This window comes from Wolbachia endosymbiont (group A) of Hylaeus communis, from assembly GCF_947251915.1.
Classification (GTDB): Bacteria; Pseudomonadota; Alphaproteobacteria; order Rickettsiales; family Anaplasmataceae; genus Wolbachia; species Wolbachia pipientis.
Genome location: NZ_OX366396.1, coordinates 493,358 through 516,795, shown reverse-complemented (window position 1 = coordinate 516,795; position 23,438 = coordinate 493,358). Strand labels below are relative to the sequence as shown.

Sequence of the window (23,438 nt, the reverse complement as noted above, 5' to 3'; positions counted from 1 at the left end):
AATTGATATAATATATAGTTAAATTAAACATGTCACTGAATAAAACGATATACGAAGGTAAAGCGAAAGCCATTATTGAAACTGAAGACTTATCAATTGTCATACAGCACTTTAAAGATGATGTTACAGCATTCAATAAGGAAAAATATGAAATAATCGATGGTAAAGGAATAATTAATAATCATATTAGTGCTTTTATCATGGAAAAGCTTGAGAAAGCAGAAATTAGCACACACTTTATAAAAACTCTAAACGAAAGAGAACAGCTAGTCAAAAAACTCAAGATAATACCTCTTGAGGTAGTAGTTAGAAATGTCGCAGCTGGCAGCTTTTGCAAACGTTTTAATATCAAAGAAGGTGAGAGGCTTGCATCTCCTATAATCGATTTTTTTTACAAAAATGATGACCTAGCCGACCCAATGGTAAGTGAAAATCACATACTGTATTTTGATTGGCTATCTAGCAAAGAAATGGATGAAGTTAAAACTACAACTTTAAAAATCAACGAAATATTAGTTCACCTATTTTCAAATGCAAGTATATATTTAGTTGATCTCAAGTTAGAATTTGGCAGATTAATAAATGACAGTACTAAAATCGTTTTAGCTGATGAAATTAGCCCTGATAACTGCAGATTATGGGATAAAAATACTTATAAAAAGCTAGATAAAGATGTCTTTCGTTTGAATTTAGGAGATTTAAAGGAAGCATACCTAGAAGTTGCAAAAAGACTGTCAGTAAAGTTAGGTTAACTAAATACTACTCTATCAAGTGGAGGGTTACATGCCTCATCAAGTTTTCCAATAATTTCAATTTTTTCTCCACGTTTTTGGAAATGATTTTTCACGTTTTGCATATTCTCAGAACTTACGATCAATACCATACCAATACCACAATTAAATGTTTTTAGCATTTCTTTCTTCTCTATTTTACCCTCCTTTGTTAGCCATAAAAATATATCTGGCCATTTCCAGGAATTAATGTCTATGTTTGCAAATAAGTTTTTTGGAAGAATTCGCGGAATATTGTCTACCAAACCACCACCCGTGATGTGCGCAATACCTTTTACTTGTGACATGATAGGCAGCAAAGAATCAACATATATTTTTGTTGGTTCAAGTAGTATTTCACTCCAAGATTTATTATTCCATAGAGATGTATCGTTATAATTTATACCTAAGCTTTTGAAAACATGGCGCACTAAAGAAAACCCATTTGAGTGAATTCCACTTGACTCTAAGCCAACTATATAATCACCTGCTTTCATCATACTACAGTTTGGAAGAATTTGCTTTCGATCAACTACACCAACCACAAACCCTGCAAGGTCATAGTGATTATTACCATACATTCCAGGCATTTCTGCAGTTTCCCCACCAACCAATGCTATTTTAGCTTGCTTGCACCCCTTTGCAATGCCTTGGACCACAGATAATAAAACGTCCTTGCTCAAAACACCTGTTGCAAAGTAATCAAGGAAAAATAAAGGCGTTGCTCCTTGTGCAAGTAAGTCATTTACACACATTGCAACTAAATCTATACCTATAGTATCATGTTTATTCACTTCTTGAGCTATCAACAGTTTCGTACCTACTCCATCAGTTGAGGAAACGAGTACTGGATGGTCATACTTCTTACTTAGTGCAGCAAAATCAAATAACGCAGAAAATGAACCTATTTCGCTGATTACTTCTTCTCTAGTAGTTTCTTGAGCAATAGGCTTGACTTCTTTTATTAACTTATTATATAGTTCAATATCTATTCCTGATTTGGTATAAGTATTCATAATCCTTTTATAAATTTTAAAATTGTTAATACTATATTAATGCCTTGATATAAAAAGTGCAACGAAACTTTTTCTTAATTGACTATTATATACTTACCAATATAGGGTAACTTAAATCATTTATAATTATCCAATGAACGAAAATACCAAAAACATACTGTTAATAACGGAACTGCTATCAGGACGGCTGCTTCATGACTTTGCTAACTCTATGAATGGAATAACGTTTGGCGTAGAAGAGCTTGAAGTAATAGATAAGAATGATGCTGATGCGCAGAAGGAAGCGTTGTTGTTTCTTAAAGAAAGCTCCGATGATTTAATATATAAACATAAAGTTATGAAGCAGGCATATTCTTCTTCAATGGATAATTATAGCTTTGATAAGACCAAATCTAATATCGAAAATTATTTATTAAAAAAAAAGTAAAGCTTATGTGGAAAATAGACGCATACTCTGCAAAAAATAAGGAAGATTTAATTGAAAAGATAAATAAGATAATTTCTAATATGGTGCTAACTATAGCCAGTGCAGTGGCGGAAGTTGAACTAGTATCTGTTTTACTGAGTCAAACAGAAGATAAAATGCTATTAACTATAAAAATTCTAAATGAACACAAACCAATAAGCAAATCATTAGTAGACAAATTAATCAAAAAAAATGACACTAATTTAAATACAAAAGATATTAATATCTATATGACCTCTTTATTATTAGAGTACTATACCACTGAAATGCATTATACTTGCGAAAATAATTTGCTGGAAATAGGTTTAACTATAACTTGAGTTGCATATTTGGTTATTACAACTTTTTCTTCGTGTGTTCGGTAGAAGCTGTAGCTTTACTCCTCTCGTTTGAGTTTTATTACTACAACTCCCCCTAAAGAACCGTGCTTGCAGATTTCCCGCACACGGCTCATCAATATTAGTTTTCACAGTCGTCCCTCTTATGCATATAAAGAAAAATGTATTTTTGGCTTTGGTAATGGATTTACTTCTACGTAGTGTACAAACTGTTCCCAGGTCATACTCTTTTTCTGACTACGCCGATTTATCCATTTAAATGCTAGCTTTCTTACTGATGTGTAAAATTGTTTCAAACACCAATAATTTCCGCTAATACCAAAGTAGTTATAGTGTCCTGTTAATTTAGCCTTCAGTACTTGCCACCAATCTTTAAGTCGAATACTTCCGCGGACTATTTTCAACCACTCCTTGATTTCTTTTAGTTTTCTGGCTAGATTTAACTTAGAGGTTTTATGTCCCATCATTAATCTACCACGACGACTTTTTGCACCATAGTGCGTAAACCCCAGAAAATTGAAACTTTCCGTCCTTCGTTTCTCTCTTATCGCTCGTTGCCACTCCCTCTTGCCAAACTTTACTACTCTGGTCTTGTTTTCAGATACTTCCAACCCAAATTTATTTAGCCTTTGTTTCAGTAATTCCAGAAATTCTTCCGCGTCTACCTTACTTTCGCAACAAACCACAAAATCATCGCAAAACCTTATTTGTTGTATATATCCTCTGGATCTTGATTTAAATTTCTTTTCTATCCATAAATCCAACACATAATGTAAGTATATATTTGCTAATACAGGACTTACTATACCGCCTTGTGGTGTACCTTGTTTTGTTGCTTCATAATTTCCAGCTTCGACTATCCCTGCCTTGAGAAACCGCTTTACTAACCACAGCAAATTTGGGTCAGTTATTCGTTCCCTTAGACACCTCATTAGCCATTTATGCTGTATATTATCGTAGAACTTCTTGATATCCACTTCTACAATGTAGTTTATTGGCTTGTACTTAACTGCTTTATCTAGTGCATTTACCGCTTGATGACAGTTTCTTCCAGGTCGAAATCCATATGAGCTGTCCAGAAAGTTTGCCTCGTAAATATTTTCTAATATCTTCTTCAGCATAATCTGTACTAATTTATCCTCGGTCGATGGTATTCCGAGTCCGCGTTTCTCTTTACTTCCAGCTTTCGGTATATATACCCTCTTTACTGGTTGTGGTTGATATTGCTTCCTCTTCATACTTTCTACTAGCACTTCGAGTTTCTCATTCAGATTTTCTCCGTATGATTCCACTGTTATCTGGTCTACTCCACAAGCCTTGTTACGCTTCAGTTCTTTATAACATCTCGCAAGATTCTCTGTATTTATCAGATGGACTAACGATGTGAATTTTAGTCGCTTATCTTGCTTTGCTCTTACTGCTATCTGGTTTAGTTTATATCGCATGTTATTCCTACCTCCGTTGTATTGGCATAGCAATCCCTATTCCAGTTACTATATTGCTGATCGCTTCCCCTTGTACGTGGCTTTCCCACATTCTGAGTACTATCAATCAGTCCGACTTCCCCTGCATCTTCCGCTAGTTCTTGCCTTTGTTGACTTGTTCCAACGTACCTTAATAGGAATGCATGGGATCTCCCAAGTTCACTTGAAGTCCATTTCAATACATGGCACGGTCTCAGATCCCGATAGAGTGAGTGATAACTTGCCTTTACGTTATCCTTCATGCTGTCTTCCATGGCCATGAACATGTCGACCTCTATGTCTTCAGGTATTTCGGGACTCCACTCCTTCACTTCCGTTGTGCCCTGCATTGTCCATCCCACTAGCTCTATTACACTCGTTACCTCATGCAACATAGTGGTCTGTTCCAAACTTTTGGCTAGACTTTGTTTGTGTTGGATTTTCACCAACTGTTCTCCAAGCACTTCTTGGCGCACCATTACATACCTCACAAAAACTATATTTTTAACATACCAGTGTTGTCATGTATTGTCAAGTTTTTAAAGAAGATTAAAAAATGCAACGCACATGTGCAAAAGACGCTAACTATGGATTAGCCAAGGAAGAAAGAGTAGGAAGAGGAAGGCTTTTTCTGTTTTAGGGAATATAAAATAAGCGTAGAAAAATATGAACTAGGTGTATAATTCACAGTGTAGTGGTATCTCACTAATCCAATTATTTTTCTCCCGATCTAGCCTATCATCTAATATAGCCTGCCTTATTGATGCCATTAACTTATTCATAAAGAAAATATTATGAATGGTAACGAGCGTGTAAGCCAGGAGCTCTTTAGCTTTCAGTAAATGGTGTATATAAGCTCTTGAATGTTTTCTGCAGGTAAAACATAAACAGTCACTTTCAATTGGGTTGTTGTCCAGCTCAAATCGTTGATTCCGCAAATTAGAGGTTGTCCGGAAACAAGTAAATTCAAGCATATTCCCTCTTTAACATAACCCTACTCATAGCTAGGTATATGAAATTCTCAGTGGATGTTGTGAGTAAATCATACTCCTTCGATAGCCTTCTATTCCTATTAACCCAAGCAAAAGTCCTTTCTACAACCCATCTTCTTGGCTGTACTTTAAACCCTTGTTCTCTTGTTGGTAGTAGCTCAGGTGGCGTATCTTTGTGCACCCAAAATCTACATGGAGGCCTTTTAACAATTTCAATATCTATGTCATATTCTTCCTTTATGTGATTCTTTAAATTTCTTCCTTGGTATCCCATGTCAGCCCACATTTTTTTAACTTTAGTATATTTTGTTCTCATATTGTTTAATGCTATTTTAATACCATCTCTATCATTTTCGTTAGCAGCGCCTACGTAACAACCTAGTATAAAACCCTGAGTGTCTGTAATTATATGCCTTTTTCTACCCTTTACTTTTTTACTTCCATCATAGCCTTTGATCCCCCCTTTTCTGTAGTCTTTACAGATTGACTATCTACTATACAGGCACTCGGCTGCTCATTCCTTCCTATTTTTCTTCTACTATATTTTGTAATTTCATAATTCATTTTCTCAAAAATTCCCTGCTTCTTCCATTGCCTGAACTGCTCATACACAGTCTTCCATAGCGGAAAATCATTTGGTAAATACCGCCATTGACACCCTGTACGCAATACATAGAAAATTGCTTCTAATATTTCTCTTTTGCTATACTTTGGCGGCCTTCCTCCTTTCTTGTATGATACTCTGAAGTGTTTTTCTATTCTTGCCCATTCCCTTTCGCTTAGATCTGTTGGATACTTTTTTCTCATCTTTACCCCGTACTAAAATTTCAGATATTATAGCCTTTTACTTGTTTCCGGACAACCTCTAACTGCTATAAAGTACAGGAATTATGTAGGATTTTCTGCTAGTGGCTACTATAAGTGGACCACAAGAAAAATAAGCAGTAGAGAATCAGCAAATAAAGAGCTACTCGAAGCTATTCAAAAAATATATCAAGTTTCTAAATGTAGATATGGAGCTCCTAAAATTCATGCTGAATTGAAGGCTTTGGGTAAAAGTTGCAATTTGAAAACGGTGCAAAGTATTATGCAGAAAAATGACATCAGGGCTATACTGAGAAGAAAGTTTAAAATTAAAAAACAACAAACAGATAATAGAGCTGTAGCTCCCAATATATTAGACCAAAACTTTATTGTTGATCAACCAAATAAAGTATGGGATTACTTACATCAAAACCAAGGAGGGATGGCTATATTTGGCAGCAATAATTCTCACGTATGGTAGTTAATGAGTAGTGCAATAAATAAACAATTGGTTATGAACTCTTTATTAATGGCCATTAATAGGCGTAAACCTGTTAAAAATCTACTGCTGCACAGTGACCAAGGTTCACAATATACTGCGCAAGGGTATCAATATCTCTTAGCTGTAAAGAATATAGATGAGTAATAAAGGCTGTTGTTACGACAATTCTGTTGCAGAAAGCTTCTTTAGCTCATTGAAAAGAGAAATACTTATTGATACTTCACAACACTCTGCTCAACACACTAGAACTGCAATATTTGAATACATAGAAATTTTTTATAACAAACAACGTCACTATTAACTATTGCATTCCAGAACAATTTGATGCATCATTCTTTTTGTAAAAAACATTCCAAACTTTCTCTCCACTTTTTCTGGGTAAGGTCAAATTTCTTCTACTAGGTTTTGATATTACATATGTGTACATCCCCATCATGAATGCTATTTTCGGTAAAATCTCTTACAACGCTCAAAAGCAGAAAAACAAAAACTTGATTTTCTCAGCTAAATAGTGGACCATCAAAAGCACGCATAAATATCTACAATGAAAGAAAAAACTTTCACAATCATCGATGGCTATGGTTTTCTTTTCAGAGCTTACTATGTACTACCTCACTTAATTACCACAACAGGAATGCCAATAGGTGGTGTATATGGCTTTCTGAATATGGTTCTTAAGTACATTGCCCATTCGGACTACTTAACTATAGCACTTGATGCAGGGAAAAAGAATTTTAGGCACAATTTATATTCTGAATACAAAGCAAACAGAGTAACGCCTCCTGAGGATCTAACTCCACAGTTCACCATACTGAGGGAAGCGGTAGAAGCTTTTAACCTCAGCTATGAAGAGATTGAAGGTTATGAAGCAGATGATATAATTGCAACACTAGCTGCAAAATACGCCAACCACCAAGACTTTAAAGTGGTAGTCGTTTCATCAGATAAAGATTTATTTCAACTCTTGAACCACAATATTTTAATATTCGACCCCATTAAAAATATATATATAGATGAAAAACAAGTAATAGAAAAATTTGGTGTAAACTCACACAAGCTTCTTGATTTATTTTCTCTAACTGGTGATGCATCTGACAACATTCCAGGCGTTCCGGGAATAGGTCCGAAGACTGCAGCTAAATTACTGGATGAATTTGATTCATTGAATAATATTATAGAGAACATTGATAATATCGAGCAAACGAGGATTCGTAATATTCTCACCGAACATAAGGAAAAAGCTCTAATTTCAAGAGAACTTTTATCACTATGCGAAAAAGTAGACCTTCAACATGATATTGCAAAATATGAAGTCCATTCTCCAAATATGGAAAAACTATTATCCTTTTTAAAGAAGTATGAATTCAATTCCTTAATAGGGAAAGTGGAAAAGCTTTTTTCCTATAATGGGTCTAGCACAAAAGAGAAAATAGAATATAGTAGTGAAGAGTTAGAGAAATTTTTGGAGCATTGTAGATATGAAGGCAGAATTGCAATTCATTGCCACTTTGAAGACAACTTATTAAATAAAATTTCCTTATCTTATAGCGAAAGTAATATTTTTTATATAGAGCAAGACAGCATACAAGATGCACTCATTATAATTAACTTAACTTTGCTCTCAAATGGAGTGCTTAAAATAATACATAACATTAAAGAGATCAGGAAAATCTTCCCTACAGTAGAGAAGATGCTAGATTCAGTTGATGATTTGATGATAATGTCGTATAGCTTGGATACAGGAAAGCATGATCACAGTATTCCAAACATAGTTGCGCATAATTTGAGTGAAAATGCAGAAATTTTCTCGGCAAAAACTTTAATAGCAATTCATGAAAAGCTAAAGCAAAGGTTATTTCAGGAAAAATTGCTCACAATTTACGAGCGCTTCGATAAGCCACTTATGAAAGTAATATTTGATATGGAGAAAAATGGGATATTACTGAACATACAAAAATTACAGGAGCTGTCCGATAAATTTCAGCAGGTAATTGCCGTGCTTGAAGATGAGATATATAATTTGGCAGGAGAAAGATTTAATATTGCTTCGCCAAAACAATTAAGTGATGTTTTATTCAACAAAATGGGGCTTAATAAAAAGAAAAAGTCAAAAAAATCTGGATCGTATAGCACCAATTATGAAGTTCTAGAGGCACTCGAAGAAGAAGGGGTAGAAATCGCAAGTAAAATTCTAAATTGGCGACATTTAAGTAAATTAAAAGGCACCTACACTGATGCGCTAATAAAGCAAGTTGATTCCATTGATGGTAGAATACACACAAGCTTTTCAACGACTGCAACTGCAACTGGAAGGCTGAGCTCCAGCAATCCTAATTTACAGAATATTCCTATCAGAAGCGAAGAGGGAAATCTCATCAGACAAGCATTTATTGCGCCAAAAGGGCATAAGATAATTTCTGCTGACTATTCACAAATAGAGTTAAGACTCCTGGCACACGTTGCAAACGTTGCAGCATTTAAAGAAGCTTTTGCAAACGGACAAGATATTCATGAGATCACCGCTAGGCAAGTTTTTGGAGTGCAAGAAATAGATGAGCAATTAAGACGCAAAGCAAAATCCATCAATTTTGGAATTATATATGGCATTAGCCCATTTGGTCTTGCAAAGCGGCTTGGAATTACCATTGCGGAAGCTGCTGAATACATTAATTACTATTTTTCCTGTTACCCAGAAATAAAGGCCTATATGGAAAAAGCAGTGTCTATCGCAAGATTGCATGGTTATGTAGAAACTTTGTTTGGCAGGAGATGCTTTGTAAGAGACATAAACAATACAATTCCTTATATAAGACAATTTGCAGAAAGGGCAGCAATAAACGCACCACTGCAAGGCACCGCCGCTGATATAATAAAACGTGCGACGATTCAGCTTTTTGACCAATTAAAAGTAGGTAAAATAATCCTCCAGGTTCACGATGAACTACTGGTTGAAGTAGAAGACGAAAAGGTACAAGAAACAGCAAAACTTATGAAAGATATAATGGAAAATGCAATAGAAATTTCTGTACCACTTGAAGTAGAAATAAAAGTTGGCGACAACTGGGGTCTAAATTCCCTTAATTATGACTTAAACATCGTGAATTCTAGGAGTATAAATCATTTGAACTAATACGAAAAATATGTTAGAATAGAACATAGCAAATGCAAATAGGTCAGCCATGACAGGCCCACAAGTAAAAAGTTCAAAACCTCCAAAGTTACCTACTCAGGTAACTAACGAAGATGAGAAAATTTTTGAAAAAGAGGAACATCAGGTAATCCATGATGCCTTTATACAATTGCTAAAAAACAAAGTACAACCTAAAGAATTAAAGGAAGATGACGAGGCAGTACTCGCTTTCATGCTAAGTCAGAATCAAATTATATTCAATAATGTCAAGCTAGAAGATGTAGAACCACTCAGTGAAGAGAATTTTTCTCAGTTTTTACTTTCCGTATTTGAGAAAATTAGAGAGAAAAAATTAGCTAATGAGGAGAATCTCAAGAATGGTAAAATAAAAGAAGTAGTAGATGACTGTGTAGCTGATATACGCGGTACAGAAGCTAAAGATTCATCCATAAAGTTTGTATTGGAAATGCTGCTGCTGCTAATTGGAGGGATCAAAATAGACCCGAAAAATATTTCTGGCTCCTTTATGGATGGGATGAAAGAAAAAATACCATTCTTAGGTAAAGACAAGGAAGAAGAGGATGAACCACCACTCAGTGATGAAGAGATGGTAACAACGTTCTTAAGCAAGATCTTTTTTCCTGTCCTTCTTTCCACTATTCCAATGTTAATTTTTGGTCCTACTACACTCGGAGTAGTTCTTACTGCTATCGGCACAATATTTGCCATAAAAGGAGGAGTGGAGGTTCTTTTTTCAAATAACAAAAAAGGTACTTTGTATGACCCTAGCTCACAAGATAAAGATGATACAGAAAAGAGAGCAAAACTGAATGGAAAAATTCTCGAGGGCATTGATGATATTTTAAAAACCCCAGTTACAGAAGTTGAGAAAGGCACCTCTGTTTCTGAACAAATTTCCCAAGGAAAAGAAAAGAGTGAACAACAGCCTGTTTCTGAGCAAATTTCCCAGGTAGGAAACGAAAAAAGTGAGCAGCGCGATCAATCTTGGACAGGAAAGGAAAACAAACGAAGGGAAAAACCACAGAGCAGCAAAGGTAAGACTACTCAGGTTTGCTAAAAGTGAATTGTGTAAGAGATCTGCTATTATTCTATAGCACATACAACAGGAGTATGGTCAGACGGATTTTCTAGCTTACGCAATCTATCATCTATGTAGCATGTTTCCAATTTATCTACAGCTTGTGGTGATAACAGCATATAATCTATTCGCATTCCTTGATTATTTCTGAGTGAATTGCCTTGATAATGCCACCAAGTGAATTGTTGCAAATTTGGGTGAGATATTCTAAACGCATCTTTAAACCCAAGATTCAAGATCGCTCTTAACTTCTCACGTTCTCTTATATGAAAGCACACTTGGCCATTCAATAAGTTTGAATCAAAGACATCAATTTCATCCGGTGCAACATTATAATCGCCAGCTATAATAGTTAACTCTTCATTCTTTAACAAAGTGCTCATCCTTTCATATAGATTATCAAAAAACTTGAGTTTATATTCAAATGCTTGAGAGTCCGGGCTTTGACCGTTTGGAACGTATACACTTCCCACCCTTACCTTCTGATTATTGTGCTTTATTATGCACTCTATATAACGCGCTTCTTGATAACCTTCTACGATATCAATCTTAAACTTCTCCAGTATCGGATATTTAGATAAAACACAAACGCCATTTCTTGCAACTTGTCCATAGACAGCACATTCATATCCCAGCTTCTCTATCTCTGCATAAGGAAATTGCTCTTCCATACATTTTATCTCTTGCAGCAAAATTATATCTATCTGACTATCAACTATAAAACTACAAAGTTGGTTAACTCTTTTACGTATGGAGTTTACATTCCAAGTTGCAATCTTTAGCATCAACAATCCTTATTAATTATATCAATTAAACTCTCCCCAGTAGGCAACCTCGATGTTATAATTTTTTTCCATTTGATTAACTTTAAACTATCAGCAATGTTTTTACTCATGGTATATGCAACTGCATTATTCATCACATGAGATAACCCACTTTTTAGAACTAATGAACAAAATATCCTTGCTGTCTGTGAGGAAAAAAAAGCAACACTATCAATTTTACCATCCAATAGTAAATTTTTACACCTATTAGTTAGATTCCTTTTTATAATTGTTTTATAGAGTACAACTTCTCTTACGTTAAAATCTTCTTCAGATAATCTCTTTTTTAGGTCACATGATACTTCTTGTCCTCTTATATACAAGAACTTTATTGCGTTTGAATAATGAGCTTTTATGAATGATATCAGACCATCAACGTTGCTGTCTGCTGAGATTATATCAGAAAATCCCAAATTTTTTGCAGCCTGCATGGTTGAATTACCAACTGTAATAATCGGAAAGTCATCCACTTTGCATATTTGACTAAAAGCCTTTACACTGTTTTTACTTGTGGATATTACAACGTCAAATTCGTGTGCAGATATATCAGGATTTAAGTACTTTATTGTGAATACTGGTTCTATATAAACTTTGTATCCATACTTTCTCAATATATTTCTTGTATTGAACGAATCCAATAAAGGCCTCGTTAATAAAATAGACTTCATTCTGATTTATTTTACTACCAGTAAAATAGTACCCTTTATACACAAATTACTGAATAAAAACTTTTATTTTGATAGCTTGAGCAATTATTCAAGTAATTGATGTGGAAGTAGGAGTACTAAGCGCTCCTACCCCAATAAGCCCACAATTTCTGCTTACACTTTTTTGACGCTAATTACATCGAACTCTTTTGAATGGCTTCCTTCAGTGGAATTATATAGCTAATATTCCTGTATAAGTTAAATAAGTTAATACTTAAGCTTGTACTCTTGCAGTATTTGAAGAGAGATTCTCAAGGACGTTTTTTGTCTGTGGTTCACTAATCATAGTTTGAACGATATTAGCTGCCATAATAACACAGCCTAGAATAAAAAAAGGCGTAGAAACAAAATAAATAACAGAAGACTCAAAAAGCGACATAGATGCAATACCTCCTATTAGAAATGAAGCACTGGATGCTATATCAAGATAGATCTTTGTTAACTTTTTTTGTCCTGGAGTGTTTTTTATGCCAGATTTCTTATTAAGATTCTGTTGTCGGGAATGATCATTTAGTGACCATATATTTAAAGCAAACGAAAGTGCACTGAATATAGTGCAGGCAATACTAAAATACAGACTTAAGACAGGAATATTCAAGACCAATGCCGCTATGTATCCAATGAAAGAGATAGTAGATAGTGTAGTAACTAAGCGTTTCGAGTAAGTTCGTACCTTCTTTCTGTAGGCTAACTTATCTTTTTCACCATACATAGCATAAATATTACCTAATATGTTATATTATAACATTAATTAATTCAATAAGCAATATGGAAGCTAAGAGTGCCCGAGAGAAGACTTGAACTTCCACAACTTAAAAAGTTACTAGCACCTGAAGCTAGCGCGTCTACCAATTCCGCCACCCGGGCTTTTTATACTTTACTATGTTAAAGTTAAATAATATACTTAAACAATTTTTAGTTCAAAGGTAATGCCAAATCTAGATCAAATATTTTTTGCTCAAAACAATGTTAATATTAATAACGTATATAAAATAGTCAATAACGCTTTGAGCAATAGCGATAGTGGTGAGCTGTTTCTAGAATTTTGCCAGTCGGAGTCCCTGGTTTTTGAGGATAACATATTAAACCACATGGACTTGAATACTAGAAGGGGATTTGGTTTAAGGTCTTTTTGTGAAGATAGTACATCTTTCGTTTGTTCTTCTGAGATCAGCGAAAAAGAAATTAGTAATGCTGCTTCTATGGTAAAAAGCTCAGTGTCTTTAAACAAGACAAATTCAATAAATTTAAACGAAGAGACAAAAAGCCTATATTCGAGGATTAACCCTATAAATGAAATGGATCTGAATTCAAAGATTAAGCTACTCAATGAGGTTAATGAGTATGTAAAGTCCAAAAATAACTGCGTGAAGCAAGTAAAAATAACTCTAAGTGGAGAATGGCAAGTTGTACAAATAATAAAGGGTGATCACAGATTAAGCGATATCAGGCCTCTGGTACGTTTTAATGTGCTAGTCATTGTAGAAAAAGATGGCCGTACCGAAAGAGGTTCTGCAGGGCATGGTGGAAGGGACTCTTATAGTAAGTTTATTTCTGAGAAAAAGTGGAAAGAAGTTGCAAACCAAGCGTTAGAACAAGCACTGGTAAATCTTGAAGCAATTCCAACTCCAGCCGGAGAAATGACAGTCGTTTTAGGTCCAGGCTGGCCAGGAATATTGTTACACGAAGCCGTGGGTCATGGACTTGAGGGCGACTTCAATCGCAAAAAAGTCTCAGCATTTTCAAATTCTGTGGGTAAACGAGTAGCAGCTAGTGACATCACAGTAGTTGATGACGGAACTCTGCCCAATTTGCGCGGCTCTATCAGCGTAGACGATGAAGGCACTCCACCCAGTTATAATATATTGATAGAGGATGGGATCATAAAAGGATACATGCAGGATCATATGAACGCTAAACTCATGGGTGTAAGCCCAACTGGTAATGGTAGAAGAGAAAGTTATAAAGAAGTTATTATGCCGCGCATGACAAACACCTATATGTTGCCCGGAAAGTATACACCGAAGGAAATAATATCTAGCGTAAAGAAAGGTCTATATGCAGTAAATTTCGGTGGTGGGCAGGTTGATATAACGTCAGGAAAATTTGTTTTTTCATCTTCGGAAGCTTACCTAATAGAAAATGGCAAAATTACACAGCCAGTAAAAGGAGCAACACTAATTGGTGACGGTCCAACAGTGTTGAAAAAAGTATCTATGGTTGGTAATGACTTAAAGTTAGATCCTGGTGTTGGCACATGCTCGAAAGATGGACAAAATGTGCCCGTTGGAGTTGGTCAGCCGACACTCAAAGTCGACGCAATAACTGTTGGTGGAACTGAGATATAGATAAGGGCTAAAACGGATTCCAGCGCACGGCGCACAGCTGTACAAACATTATGATTTGGAAGCAATTGCCACCAATAGGGTGTCATCCCAGTGTCTGGGCACTGCCTTTGTGTTTGAGGCAAAACTGGCTATAACATTTAACACACTGCTTTCGCAAATAAATGTTCGTACAGTTATGTGTCAGCTACTTGGATGACACTTTTGTACTTGATGCAAGATTATATCTTGAAAAAATTAAGTTTTAGTGCTATTAAATGGTTGTAAATTTTGTCTCTGTGGTAGCTTTATGAATGTTGAAAGTAAAAAAATACATGATGCTAAAATAAAATTACCAATATTTCTTGATTATCAATCTACTACTAAAGTGGATCCCCGTGTTTTAGAGGTGATGATACCTTACTTTGGTGAGTTCAGCAATGCACACTCTCGCAGCCATTCATTTGGTTGGACTGCTGAAGAAGCAGTGGAAAAAGCAAGGAAACACATCGCTGATCTGGTGAACGCAGATAGCAAAGAAATTATCTTTACCTCAGGTGCAACTGAGTCAAATAATACAGCAATCAAGGGCGTTGCTCACTTTTATAAAAATAAAGGAAATCATATAATCACTGTCTGCACGGAGCATAAGTGTGTTTTGGATTCTTGTCGGCATCTGGAAAATGAAGGCTTTAAAGTTACATATTTGCCTGTTAAGCAAAACGGAATTATAGATTTATCAAAGCTTGAGGAAGCAATTACTGATCAAACAATCCTGGTTTCAGTGATGATGGTAAATAATGAAATCGGAATAATTCAGCCTGTCAAAGAAATTGGTGCAATATGTAGAAAGTATAATATATTTTTCCACACAGATGCAGCTCAAAGCTTTGGAAAAGTTCCAATTGATGTTAATGAGATGCGCATTGATCTTATGAGTCTCTCTAGCCACAAAATTTATGGACCTATGGGAATAGGCGCATTATACGTTCGTAAAAAGGGCTCTCGTGTTAGATTGACACCATTGATCAGTGGTGGTGGACAAGAAAGAGGTATGCGTTCTGGAACAGTTCCAACTCCCCTTGCAGTCGGTTTTGGTGAAGCAGCACGTATTGCTAAAGAAGAAATGGAACCAGAAGCAAGCAAATTGGAAGGACTGAGAGATATTTTGTACAATAAGATAAAAGAAGCATTTCCTGATGTTGTTTTAAATGGTGACTATGAAAATAGGATTCCTGGCAACCTAAACTTGAGCTTTCCCTATGTTGAGGGTGAGTCTCTCATCATGGCAATCAAGGATTTAGCAGTAAGTTCTGGTTCTGCGTGCACATCTGCGTCTCTTGAGCCTTCCTATGTCATACGGTCGTTAAATAATGGCCATGACCTTGAGCATTCATCAATTAGATTTGGCCTAGGCCGATTTACAACCAAAGAAGAAGTTTTGTACGCAGCAGACCTTGTTGCTAAAAATGTTGGCCGACTGAGAGAAATGAGCCCACTTTGGGAGATGGTACAAGAAGGAGTAGATTTGAACACCGTGAAATGGGACTCCCATTAAATGTATCCATTCAGCCAGTCCAATTGCAAATGCACTTTGAAATTACTCTGTACCGTTCACACTTAATTCTTCAATCTCACTAATAGAAAGGCCAGTAAACTTGACAATAGTGTTGACATCAACATTATTAGCCAGCATTGCTTTTGCGACTTCAATTTTCCCTTCAATTTTCCCTTCCTCTTTACCAATTTGGATGCCTCTTTCTTCGCCAATTTGGATGCCTTTTTCAGTAGCAAGGTCAAGTCTGTATTCAAGAATGGCTTCTTCCTTACGTAGATCCATTATTCTTTCTTCGTAAGCTACTAAATCTTTTTCATTCCAGCTAAACCTGTCTAATTCATCGTAGGCTAACTTTATTATTGGTGCTTTTTCTGCTATTTTCCTTAAGTCTTCTTCCGTAGTTTCATCTGCATATTTGAAGAAAAATAACCAACGATCCACTATGCTTTCTAGCTGTTCTTCCTTATTCTTAGGAAATTTAGGTAGTTCAATAAATACAAATTGAAAATCTTTTAAGTCATGTTCATTGGTTTTCTCATCTCTTATAGTGTGGCTGGATATATAATCAAGCTTATCAGGAAATAAATTACAATTAGAGATAGCAATAAAGAAAACCTTCTTTAAATCAATGTACTTACCAGATTTATCAGCTTGCCTTGAGTAAGCCTTAGCAGCATATAGTTGAGCTCGTTTTTCGAAGCCTTTATCGCGAGTGAGCTGCATTTCAATCACATACCTGGCCCCACTAGAGTCCCTGCAAAGAACATCAACTATACTTTGCTTATCAGATGCAATTTCAGGATCCATTATAGTACTGAGGAATTCCACTTCTTGTATAGTATTTATCTCGGTAAATCCTAAAATATCATTCAAAAAATGTATGAGAATATTCTTATTTTTTTCAGTGCCAAAGATTCTTTTAAAGGTTAAATCCAGCTTAGGGTCGAGAAACTTAGATAAAGCCATAGCCAAAGTGCTTAAAAATATTAATAATTATACACTATTATTAACAATTATTCAACCATATTTTTGAAGATAGCTATAGATAACACGTCATAACCGCCGCGAACCGTCATACCGCGATTCATTCGCGGTATCTCGGCATAGATTACGCTAACTAGTAGCGGAATGACGATTGTGCATCGTGCTTTGCTAAAAAAAAATCACAGAATACAGTCTGGTTACATTACTCTAGCTATACGCAACAACTTTACTTTCAACAACTTTATTAGCAATAATACGACTTTCATAATCAATATTTATTATATCAGATAGTGAATTAATATCAGTATAACTACCAAAACTTTCCATTGTTGATTCCACTACCTCTACTATTTTTAAAAAGCCGATTCGTGACTTCAAAAATTCATTAACAGCTATTTCATTTGCAGCATTGAGCACAATACTGTTTGTTTGTGGAGCAGAAGAGTTTAACACTGCCATGCTAAGCTTTAGCGCAGGAAAACGCTTATGGTCTGGTTCTTGAAAGGTCAATTTTCCTTGCTTTGTTAAATCTAATTTACGATTTAAAGCTGATCTTTCCGGCCAAGACAAAGCATATGAAATGGGAATTGCCATGTCAGTCTCTGCAAGCACAGCAAAGTTGAACCCATCCTTATAAGTTACAATTCCATGTACTATTGACTCAGGATGCACTATTGCTTCAATTTTATCCGGGCTGATGTTAAACAAGTTATGTGCTTCTATTATCTCTAGTGCCTTATTCATCATTGTTGCGCTATCAACCGAGATTTTCTTTCCCATATTCCAAGTGGGGTGACTAAGCGCCTGATCTACCATGACATTTCTTAATTGCTCAGAACTATAATTTAAGAATGGTCCACCAGAAGCAGTAAGTATGATCTTTTCTATGCATTTGTCGTCATTTTGCAAAATTTGAAAAATTGCGTTGTGCTCAGAGTCAATAGAGATTATTTGTACGTTTTTTTCTTTAGCTTTTTTAAGTAATAACTTTCCACCGCAAACAATGCTTTCTTTATTTGCTAATGCAATGACTTTGGTACCGCTTTCTATAACCTCCATAACTGGCTCAAGGCCTGCAATGCCAACTATTGCAACAACTGAGAGATCAACAGGTATGGTAGCAATATTTGTAGCACCAATTGCTATTTTTACATCTGTACCAAGTAAACTTTCTTTCAAATCTTTGTAAAGCCTTTCATCGGAGATAGCAACATATTTTGCATTTAGCAGTTTTGCTTGGTGTGCCAGTAGAGCAAAGTTCGAATGGGCACTTAGTGCTTCCACTTGGTATTCTTCTTTTCTCTTTGAGAGCAAATCTACAGTCTTTTTTCCAACACTTCCTGTTGACCCTAAAACTGAAACCTTTTTCACTAAGACAAACTCATGTTAATTATAACAACAGCAACTTTTCTTATTAGGCCTTCTCGCATACTATTCAGCAGTTTTTAAGCGTTTAACCAAGTTCATGCCCGTGGTCATCACCAACAGATGGTGAAGGACCAGGTGAAAAAGATTGACCATGGTGATCACCTGCATCATGCATGTCTTGCAAACCATCAGCATTATGAGCCATTTCATTATTGGCATGAGGGTAATCATCTGAGTGAGGTCCCTCATCACCATGAGCCATATCCATTCCTTCTGATGGCATATCTTCCCCACCTCCACCTGAAAAATATTCTGCAAGGCCTTCAAGAAATTTTATGCCAAACATATTACCTGACTTTCCAAACAATGTTACTAGACTACTGCCACTCACCAAACCTTCAAACACGTTACTATAAGCAGCAATTGCTCCTTCATGAAAGTTGAACAACCATTTCATTCCATCGACAACTGTTGAAACAGAGTCACTATGACCAAGACCAAAACCACTTTTCTCACCAGCAGCCTCTTGGTGTTGCTGCTGCGCTTGCCATTCTGCAATGTTTGGACCTTGAGCTTCACTCATAAATTTTTACTCTCAACCTTAAGCTATTATTTTATCACAAATATTGCAAAATATCAATAGAGCTTTTGAATATAGCTAATACAAACAATTCTGTTATCTTATATAGGATCCAGTTTAAAAAAAATCTGAATTCCAATGTTCACTACCTTTTACAAAGTTAAAACTTAAAAATATGACTGTTAGCAATAGTGTATATATCTTTAGCTATATATAATGAATGAATTTTTTTATATATTCGTTATTAGTATTTTGTATTTCCTGAACAGTTCCATGGGAAATGATCTCCCCTTCATATAATACTGCTATTTTATCAGCTATTTTAAATGCGCTATGAATATCATGTGTAATCGTGATAATTGTAGGGTTAAGATCTCTAGATAATTTTATTATTATCTCGTTTACTATATCTGACATAATTGGGTCCAATCCTGAAGTTGGTTCATCCAAAATAATGATTTCTGGATTGTGTGCAATCGCCCTTGCAAGTGCCACTCTTTTTTTCATTCCACCTGATAGCTCTATTGGAAACATATCTGCTATGCTTTCCTCCAGTCCAACATCATTTAACTTCTCGATTGCTAGCTGTTTTGCCTCTTTTTTGCTGATATTAAAGCGCTTTTTATAATTAAAAGATATATTTTCCCACACTGTAACGTAGTCAAATAAAGCGGAATTTTGAAATAAAACCCCAAATTTATTTTTGCTTTTACTATTTATTTTAACAGACCCTGAGTCTGGAGCAAGCAAGCCGATAATTGTTTTTGTTAATACAGATTTGCCGCTTCCTGAGCCACCAAGTATGACTAATGATTCCCCTTTTAATATATCAAAATTTAGATCTTTTAGTACTGTCCTATCATCAAAAGATAAGCTTAAGTTCAATATTGATATTATGGGGTTACGCATGTATCAAAGTAATCATGTAGTTTGCTAAAATGATCAGTATGGACGATAAAACAACAGTTGATGTTGTAGCAACACCTACTCCTTGTGCACCTTCTTTGCAATGGTAACCGTAATAGCAGCTTGAGACAGAAATTATGGCGCCAAATGCAGTTGCTTTTATTAGCCCAGTTATAAAATCATACGTATTAAAGAACTGAGCTGTGTGTTTAATGTATATATTTAAATTGTGGTTAAATTCGAAGACTGCAGTGATACATCCTCCAAATATTCCTATTAAATCTGCACATACTGTAAGTATGGGAAATACTATGATTGACGCTAAAATCCTTGGTGCAATTAAATATTTGAAAGGGTTGATGTTCAAAGTTGTAAGGGCATCTATTTGCTCGGTGATGCGCATCGTACCAATTTCTGCTGCAACTGATGATCCAACCTTTCCTACCATTATTAAGCTGATCAAAACTGGTCCTAACTCTTTAATGATAGTGATCGTAACAAGTTTGGGTATTATCTGTTCTTGGTTAATTAATGGGTCACTCAAGCTACTTTGTAAAACTATTGCCGCTCCTATAAAAACTCCAGTGAGCCCAACAATTGGCAGAGAGAAAAAGCCTATCTCTATAATTTGTCTTGCTATGTTGCTAAAATAATATGGTGGCACAAGGCAGTGGTATAGAGATTGAATAAAAAATATGAATGCACTACCAAGCCTTAACAAAAAATTGATAAAGTACCTACCAATTATTCTAACACTATTTATATCAAAAAAGCTCACTTTGTATTCATTTTAGCTAGAGGTTAGTCTTACTGATTTTATTAAAATTTTTATTAACTTTATCGCAAAGTATAGCTGAGATATGTTTTAAGTTCAACATACTTGATGTTTTAATTTAAAGCTCATATAGCTAACCCAAGAAAGGTTTCCCTACGTCATACCGCCACGGTATCCACAACTGTACGAACGTTGTAGTTTGGGAGCAATTCCCACCAGTGGGCCAGTGCCCAGACACTGGGATCCAGCTTCTATGCAACTTAATTAAAAACGTTTGTTTTAGCATAAGACAACTACCTTTAGCTCATCAGCTCAGTTATAAGCAAAATTTCTGGATTCCAGACTGGAATGACATCATCTGTTGTGCAATTTACCTTCAAAAATGAATGTTCGTACAGCTATGGATTCATTCGCGGTATAGATTCCGCTAACGAGTAGCAGAATGACGGTTTTTCAAATTGTAGAGCCACTTTAGCTATAGAACTCAATTACATAAGCAAACCTTACTTATTTTACTATCCCTGTTTACTTCCTGTAAAAAACATGTTACTAATGAATTGAATTTTGTAGTAGAATGGAGGAAGTTTTGGCAGTTCCAAAAAGAAAAAAGTCAAAGTCAAGGCGTAATATGCATCGTTCTCATCATGCTATTGAGCCTAAGAATGTTGTGGTATGTTCAACAACTGGGGAATTCATGTTGCCTCATAACGTAGCAGTTGATGGCAGTTACAAAGGAAAACGGGTTTTCATCAAGCAACAGGCGGAGTGACTATTATGATATGTTACCTACGGTCAATAATAATATAGTTATTGCACTTGACGCTATGGGGGGCGATTTTGCGCCTCTTTCCGTAATTCATGGTGCTGGTTTTTTTTTAGACAACCTTGTTGACCCAGGCATTAAAGTTTTTTTTCATATTTATGGAGATAAGGAAGAAGTATCTCCTTTGCTTTCAAAATACAAAAAAGTAAGTAACAATTCTGAGTTTACTCATTGTTCTGACAATGTTCTTGCAAATGATAAGCCATCTTTTGCACTGAGGCATCGTAAAGACTCAAGTATGAAAGCTGCCATTGAGGCAGTAAAAAAAGGTAAAGCTTTCGGAGTGGTGTCTTCAGGCAACACCGGAGCATTGATGGCAATTTCCAGATTTATTTTAGGAACATTACCAAACATTTATCGTCCTGCTATTGCCTCTATCTGTCCAACTAAGACAAAAAGCTTCGCTTTGCTTGACCTTGGTGCAAATGTTGATTGTAATGCCGACTCATTATTTCAATTTGCGTTAATGGGTAGTATATTTGCAAAAATAGCATTAAAAATTGACAATCCTGAAGTTGCTTTGCTAAATATCGGCACAGAAGAAGTTAAAGGTAATGACTCAGTGCGCGGCGCTTTTGAGTTGCTTAAAAACGCTCCAGGCATTAATTTCAAAGGGTATATAGAGGCAAGTGAATTTTTAGAGGGTAATATAGATGTGATTGTTGCTGATGGTTTTGTTGGCAATGTAATGCTCAAAACGGCTGAGGCAACCGCTAGTACCTTTATCAATCTAATAAAGCAGGAAGTATTCAATTCGTGGATAGCGAAAATGCTTGTTGGTATATTGTTAAAATCCAAACTAAATAAAGCTTTAACGCGTTTTAATCCCAAAATTAGAAGTGGAGCTATGTTTTTAGGGCTGAATGGTATCATCATTAAAAGTCATGGAAATTCTGATGCTATTTCTTTTGCCCATGCCATAAAATTTGCAGTAAATGCAATTAGTGAAAATTTAAATCAAAAGATAATTAACGGGGTAAGTCATATTGAATAAAAGTTTCATATTAAGCACTGGATCTTACCTACCAAGAAAAATGTTGAGTAACAACGAAATTGCATCGATAGTTGAGACGAGCGATGAATGGATAAGGCAGAGAACAGGAATAGTTCAAAGGCATATAGCAGATGAAGGAGAACTAACGTCAGATCTAGCTGTAAATGCAGCAAAAAGTGCTATAGAAAAAGCTAAAATTTCAGTAGATGAAATTGATTTAATCATAGTTGCCACAACAACGCCTGATAAAACTTTTCCTAGCTGTGCAACAATTGTACAAAGTAAGTTAAAATGTAAAAACGCATTTGCTTTTGATGTACAAGCAGCATGCTCTGGTTTTATATATGCAGTTACAGTTGCTGATTCGCTCATAAAATCTAACAATAGAATTAAATATGCATTGGTTATAGGTGCTGAAATAATGTCTAGGATTGTTGATTGGGAAAATAGGTCAACTTGTGTACTCTTTGGTGATGGTGCTGGTGCAGTAATAATGAAATCAGCATGTCATTTTAACGTCATTCCAACAAATGATGCTGATACTTGGGTGGCAGAGAAGGGGGTTACAAAAGGTATAATTTCAACTAGCCTATATTCTGATGGCAATGTGGACATACTATGTACGAACGGAGGGATATCCTCAACTGGTGATTCTGGAAAAATATGCATGAATGGAAGAGAAGTGTTTAAACATGCAGTGGATAAGTTAACAGCCTCAGTAGAGGAAACTCTGAAATGCAATAATTTGAAAATCACTGATATTGACTGGTTAATTCCCCATCAAGCAAACATTCGTATTATTGAAGCAGTAGTAAAGAAATTAGATTTCCCTATAGAGAAAGTGATTAATACCGTTGATAAGCATGCAAACACCTCAGCGGCATCAATTCCACTGGCCTTAGACTATGCAATACAAGAATCAAAAATAAAATCAGGAAATCTGGTACTGCTGATTTCAATAGGTGCAGGCCTGACCTGGGGTTCCGTGTTGCTGCACTATTAGACTTCCTGCATT

22 protein-coding genes, 1 tRNA gene and 3 pseudogenes are annotated in these 23,438 nt (G+C 35.6%); 11 read left to right on the top strand and 15 right to left on the bottom strand.

The annotated features are described in order from the left end of the window. The first annotated feature begins 29 nt into the window (after nucleotides 1–29). Nucleotides 30–752, top strand: coding sequence for a phosphoribosylaminoimidazolesuccinocarboxamide synthase (gene purC, locus OPR52_RS02600; RefSeq protein WP_010081959.1), 723 nt, complete (start codon nucleotides 30–32; stop codon nucleotides 750–752). Here the strand turns inward: purC and purM are convergent. Then, nucleotides 749–1,786, bottom strand: coding sequence for a phosphoribosylformylglycinamidine cyclo-ligase (gene purM / locus OPR52_RS02595; protein ID WP_264723192.1), 1,038 nt, complete (start codon nucleotides 1,784–1,786; stop codon nucleotides 749–751). The genes purC and purM overlap by 4 nt on opposite strands. A 133-nt stretch (nucleotides 1,787–1,919) precedes the next feature. Between purM and OPR52_RS02590 the strand changes: the two genes are divergently transcribed. Continuing rightward, nucleotides 1,920–2,213, top strand: a complete 294-nt coding sequence (locus OPR52_RS02590) for a hypothetical protein (RefSeq protein ID WP_006280049.1) — start codon at nucleotides 1,920–1,922, stop codon at nucleotides 2,211–2,213. Between the two features lie 5 nt (nucleotides 2,214–2,218). Then, complete coding sequence (locus OPR52_RS02585; RefSeq protein WP_265038380.1) at nucleotides 2,219–2,572, top strand: hypothetical protein; 354 nt, start codon at nucleotides 2,219–2,221, stop codon at nucleotides 2,570–2,572. Here OPR52_RS02585 and OPR52_RS02580 read toward each other — a convergent pair. The 5 genes and pseudogenes from OPR52_RS02580 to OPR52_RS02560 all read right to left on the bottom strand — a co-directional run bounded on the left by OPR52_RS02580 (nucleotide 2,558) and on the right by OPR52_RS02560 (nucleotide 5,852). Beyond that, the gene (locus tag OPR52_RS02580; RefSeq protein WP_264723194.1) at nucleotides 2,558–2,722 is read right to left on the bottom strand and encodes a hypothetical protein; all 165 of its coding nucleotides are present in this window, start codon (nucleotides 2,720–2,722) and stop codon (nucleotides 2,558–2,560) included. The two genes, OPR52_RS02585 and OPR52_RS02580, sit on opposite strands and share 15 nt — an antisense overlap. Before the next feature lie 11 nt (nucleotides 2,723–2,733). Next, a complete protein-coding gene (gene ltrA, locus OPR52_RS02575) occupies nucleotides 2,734–4,035 on the bottom strand; it encodes a group II intron reverse transcriptase/maturase (protein ID WP_265037833.1) in 1,302 nt (433 codons plus the stop codon). Beyond that, a complete protein-coding gene (locus OPR52_RS02570; RefSeq protein ID WP_264722787.1) occupies nucleotides 4,020–4,448 on the bottom strand; it encodes a hypothetical protein in 429 nt (142 codons plus the stop codon). Before OPR52_RS02570 ends, ltrA begins: the two co-directional genes overlap by 16 nt. A gap of 276 nt (nucleotides 4,449–4,724) precedes the next feature. Further along, nucleotides 4,725–4,994 (bottom strand): annotated as a pseudogene (locus tag OPR52_RS02565) (tRNA-guanine transglycosylase); the annotation flags it as partial. Between the two features lie 25 nt (nucleotides 4,995–5,019). After that, nucleotides 5,020–5,852: pseudogene (locus OPR52_RS02560) on the bottom strand (IS5 family transposase). Between the two features lie 60 nt (nucleotides 5,853–5,912). On the opposite strand from OPR52_RS02560, the pseudogene OPR52_RS07845 reads away from it, so the two are divergent. The 3 genes and pseudogenes from OPR52_RS07845 to OPR52_RS02540 all read left to right on the top strand — a co-directional run. Beyond that, nucleotides 5,913–6,695: pseudogene (locus tag OPR52_RS07845) on the top strand (IS3 family transposase); the annotation flags it as partial. Between the two features lie 200 nt (nucleotides 6,696–6,895). Then, nucleotides 6,896–9,481, top strand: coding sequence for a DNA polymerase I (polA, locus tag OPR52_RS02545; RefSeq protein ID WP_265038379.1), 2,586 nt, complete (start codon nucleotides 6,896–6,898; stop codon nucleotides 9,479–9,481). Between the two features lie 49 nt (nucleotides 9,482–9,530). Beyond that, the gene (locus OPR52_RS02540) at nucleotides 9,531–10,559 is read left to right on the top strand and encodes a hypothetical protein (RefSeq protein ID WP_265038378.1); all 1,029 of its coding nucleotides are present in this window, start codon (nucleotides 9,531–9,533) and stop codon (nucleotides 10,557–10,559) included. Nucleotides 10,560–10,585: 26 nt separating this feature from the next. Here OPR52_RS02540 and OPR52_RS02535 read toward each other — a convergent pair whose 3' ends face one another. From OPR52_RS02535 to OPR52_RS02520, 4 genes are all read right to left on the bottom strand, one after another. Next, entirely contained in the window at nucleotides 10,586–11,365 is a 780-nt protein-coding gene (locus tag OPR52_RS02535) for an exodeoxyribonuclease III (protein ID WP_006279450.1), read from the bottom strand. Further along, on the bottom strand, nucleotides 11,365–12,072 hold the full coding sequence (locus OPR52_RS02530; protein ID WP_264723172.1) for a uroporphyrinogen-III synthase: 708 nt from the start codon (nucleotides 12,070–12,072) through the stop codon (nucleotides 11,365–11,367). Before OPR52_RS02530 ends, OPR52_RS02535 begins: the two co-directional genes overlap by 1 nt. A 253-nt stretch (nucleotides 12,073–12,325) precedes the next feature. Continuing rightward, nucleotides 12,326–12,823 carry a hypothetical protein gene (locus OPR52_RS02525; protein WP_265038377.1) on the bottom strand — a complete coding sequence of 166 codons (498 nt, stop codon included), beginning with the start codon at nucleotides 12,821–12,823 and terminating at the stop codon, nucleotides 12,326–12,328. Nucleotides 12,824–12,893: 70 nt separating this feature from the next. Continuing rightward, nucleotides 12,894–12,978, bottom strand: a tRNA-Leu gene (locus tag OPR52_RS02520). A 62-nt stretch (nucleotides 12,979–13,040) separates the two neighbouring features. On the opposite strand from OPR52_RS02520, the gene tldD reads away from it, so the two are divergent. Both tldD and OPR52_RS02510 read left to right on the top strand, forming a co-directional pair. Further along, nucleotides 13,041–14,459: a metalloprotease TldD gene (gene tldD, locus OPR52_RS02515; RefSeq protein WP_265038376.1), complete on the top strand. Its 1,419-nt coding sequence runs from the start codon at nucleotides 13,041–13,043 to the stop codon at nucleotides 14,457–14,459. 286 nt (nucleotides 14,460–14,745) lie between these two features. Beyond that, nucleotides 14,746–15,993 carry an IscS subfamily cysteine desulfurase gene (locus OPR52_RS02510; RefSeq protein ID WP_265038375.1) on the top strand — a complete coding sequence of 416 codons (1,248 nt, stop codon included), beginning with the start codon at nucleotides 14,746–14,748 and terminating at the stop codon, nucleotides 15,991–15,993. 42 nt (nucleotides 15,994–16,035) lie between these two features. Here the strand turns inward: OPR52_RS02510 and OPR52_RS02505 are convergent, their stop codons facing one another. The 5 genes from OPR52_RS02505 to OPR52_RS02485 form a co-directional block, all read right to left on the bottom strand. After that, a complete protein-coding gene (locus OPR52_RS02505; protein WP_265038374.1) occupies nucleotides 16,036–16,959 on the bottom strand; it encodes an Rpn family recombination-promoting nuclease/putative transposase in 924 nt (307 codons plus the stop codon). Nucleotides 16,960–17,184: 225 nt separating this feature from the next. After that, a complete protein-coding gene (dxr, locus tag OPR52_RS02500) occupies nucleotides 17,185–18,348 on the bottom strand; it encodes a 1-deoxy-D-xylulose-5-phosphate reductoisomerase (RefSeq protein WP_264723175.1) in 1,164 nt (387 codons plus the stop codon). Nucleotides 18,349–18,430: 82 nt separating this feature from the next. Next, nucleotides 18,431–18,928 (bottom strand): hypothetical protein, encoded by a 498-nt coding sequence (locus OPR52_RS02495; RefSeq protein ID WP_182367341.1) that lies wholly within the window; start codon nucleotides 18,926–18,928, stop codon nucleotides 18,431–18,433. Between the two features lie 204 nt (nucleotides 18,929–19,132). Further along, a complete protein-coding gene (locus OPR52_RS02490) occupies nucleotides 19,133–19,834 on the bottom strand; it encodes an ABC transporter ATP-binding protein (RefSeq protein WP_006279859.1) in 702 nt (233 codons plus the stop codon). Next, entirely contained in the window at nucleotides 19,827–20,609 is a 783-nt protein-coding gene (locus OPR52_RS02485; protein ID WP_264723176.1) for an MlaE family ABC transporter permease, read from the bottom strand. The genes OPR52_RS02490 and OPR52_RS02485 overlap by 8 nt, the downstream gene beginning before the upstream one ends. 583 nt (nucleotides 20,610–21,192) lie before the next feature. On the opposite strand from OPR52_RS02485, the gene rpmF reads away from it, so the two are divergent. Genes rpmF through OPR52_RS02470 form a run of 3 tightly spaced genes read left to right on the top strand, consistent with a single transcriptional unit; the run spans nucleotide 21,193 to nucleotide 23,426 of the window. Further along, entirely contained in the window at nucleotides 21,193–21,375 is a 183-nt protein-coding gene (gene rpmF / locus OPR52_RS02480) for a 50S ribosomal protein L32 (protein WP_010962967.1), read from the top strand. A gap of 10 nt (nucleotides 21,376–21,385) precedes the next feature. Further along, on the top strand, nucleotides 21,386–22,423 hold the full coding sequence (gene plsX / locus OPR52_RS02475) for a phosphate acyltransferase PlsX (protein WP_151807807.1): 1,038 nt from the start codon (nucleotides 21,386–21,388) through the stop codon (nucleotides 22,421–22,423). Then, a complete protein-coding gene (locus OPR52_RS02470; RefSeq protein ID WP_182321005.1) occupies nucleotides 22,416–23,426 on the top strand; it encodes a beta-ketoacyl-ACP synthase III in 1,011 nt (336 codons plus the stop codon). Before plsX ends, OPR52_RS02470 begins: the two co-directional genes overlap by 8 nt. Nucleotides 23,427–23,438 lie beyond the last annotated feature (12 nt).

What these genes read in the sequence shown, in the direction of transcription:
- purC (WP_010081959.1), top strand. Translation starts at nt 30, where the DNA reads ATGTCACTGAATAAAACGATATACGAAGGTAAAGCGAAAGCCATTATT.
- purM (WP_264723192.1), bottom strand. Translation starts at nt 1,786, where the DNA reads ATGAATACTTATACCAAATCAGGAATAGATATTGAACTATATAATAAG.
- OPR52_RS02590 (WP_006280049.1), top strand. Translation starts at nt 1,920, where the DNA reads ATGAACGAAAATACCAAAAACATACTGTTAATAACGGAACTGCTATCA.
- OPR52_RS02585 (WP_265038380.1), top strand. Translation starts at nt 2,219, where the DNA reads ATGTGGAAAATAGACGCATACTCTGCAAAAAATAAGGAAGATTTAATT.
- ltrA (WP_265037833.1), bottom strand. Translation starts at nt 4,035, where the DNA reads ATGCGATATAAACTAAACCAGATAGCAGTAAGAGCAAAGCAAGATAAG.
- OPR52_RS02570 (WP_264722787.1), bottom strand. Translation starts at nt 4,448, where the DNA reads ATGTTGCATGAGGTAACGAGTGTAATAGAGCTAGTGGGATGGACAATG.
- polA (WP_265038379.1), top strand. Translation starts at nt 6,896, where the DNA reads ATGAAAGAAAAAACTTTCACAATCATCGATGGCTATGGTTTTCTTTTC.
- OPR52_RS02540 (WP_265038378.1), top strand. Translation starts at nt 9,531, where the DNA reads ATGACAGGCCCACAAGTAAAAAGTTCAAAACCTCCAAAGTTACCTACT.
- OPR52_RS02535 (WP_006279450.1), bottom strand. Translation starts at nt 11,365, where the DNA reads ATGCTAAAGATTGCAACTTGGAATGTAAACTCCATACGTAAAAGAGTT.
- OPR52_RS02530 (WP_264723172.1), bottom strand. Translation starts at nt 12,072, where the DNA reads ATGAAGTCTATTTTATTAACGAGGCCTTTATTGGATTCGTTCAATACA.
- OPR52_RS02525 (WP_265038377.1), bottom strand. Translation starts at nt 12,823, where the DNA reads ATGTATGGTGAAAAAGATAAGTTAGCCTACAGAAAGAAGGTACGAACT.
- tldD (WP_265038376.1), top strand. Translation starts at nt 13,041, where the DNA reads ATGCCAAATCTAGATCAAATATTTTTTGCTCAAAACAATGTTAATATT.
- OPR52_RS02510 (WP_265038375.1), top strand. Translation starts at nt 14,746, where the DNA reads ATGAATGTTGAAAGTAAAAAAATACATGATGCTAAAATAAAATTACCA.
- OPR52_RS02505 (WP_265038374.1), bottom strand. Translation starts at nt 16,959, where the DNA reads ATGGCTTTATCTAAGTTTCTCGACCCTAAGCTGGATTTAACCTTTAAA.
- OPR52_RS02495 (WP_182367341.1), bottom strand. Translation starts at nt 18,928, where the DNA reads ATGAGTGAAGCTCAAGGTCCAAACATTGCAGAATGGCAAGCGCAGCAG.
- OPR52_RS02490 (WP_006279859.1), bottom strand. Translation starts at nt 19,834, where the DNA reads ATGCGTAACCCCATAATATCAATATTGAACTTAAGCTTATCTTTTGAT.
- plsX (WP_151807807.1), top strand. Translation starts at nt 21,386, where the DNA reads ATGTTACCTACGGTCAATAATAATATAGTTATTGCACTTGACGCTATG.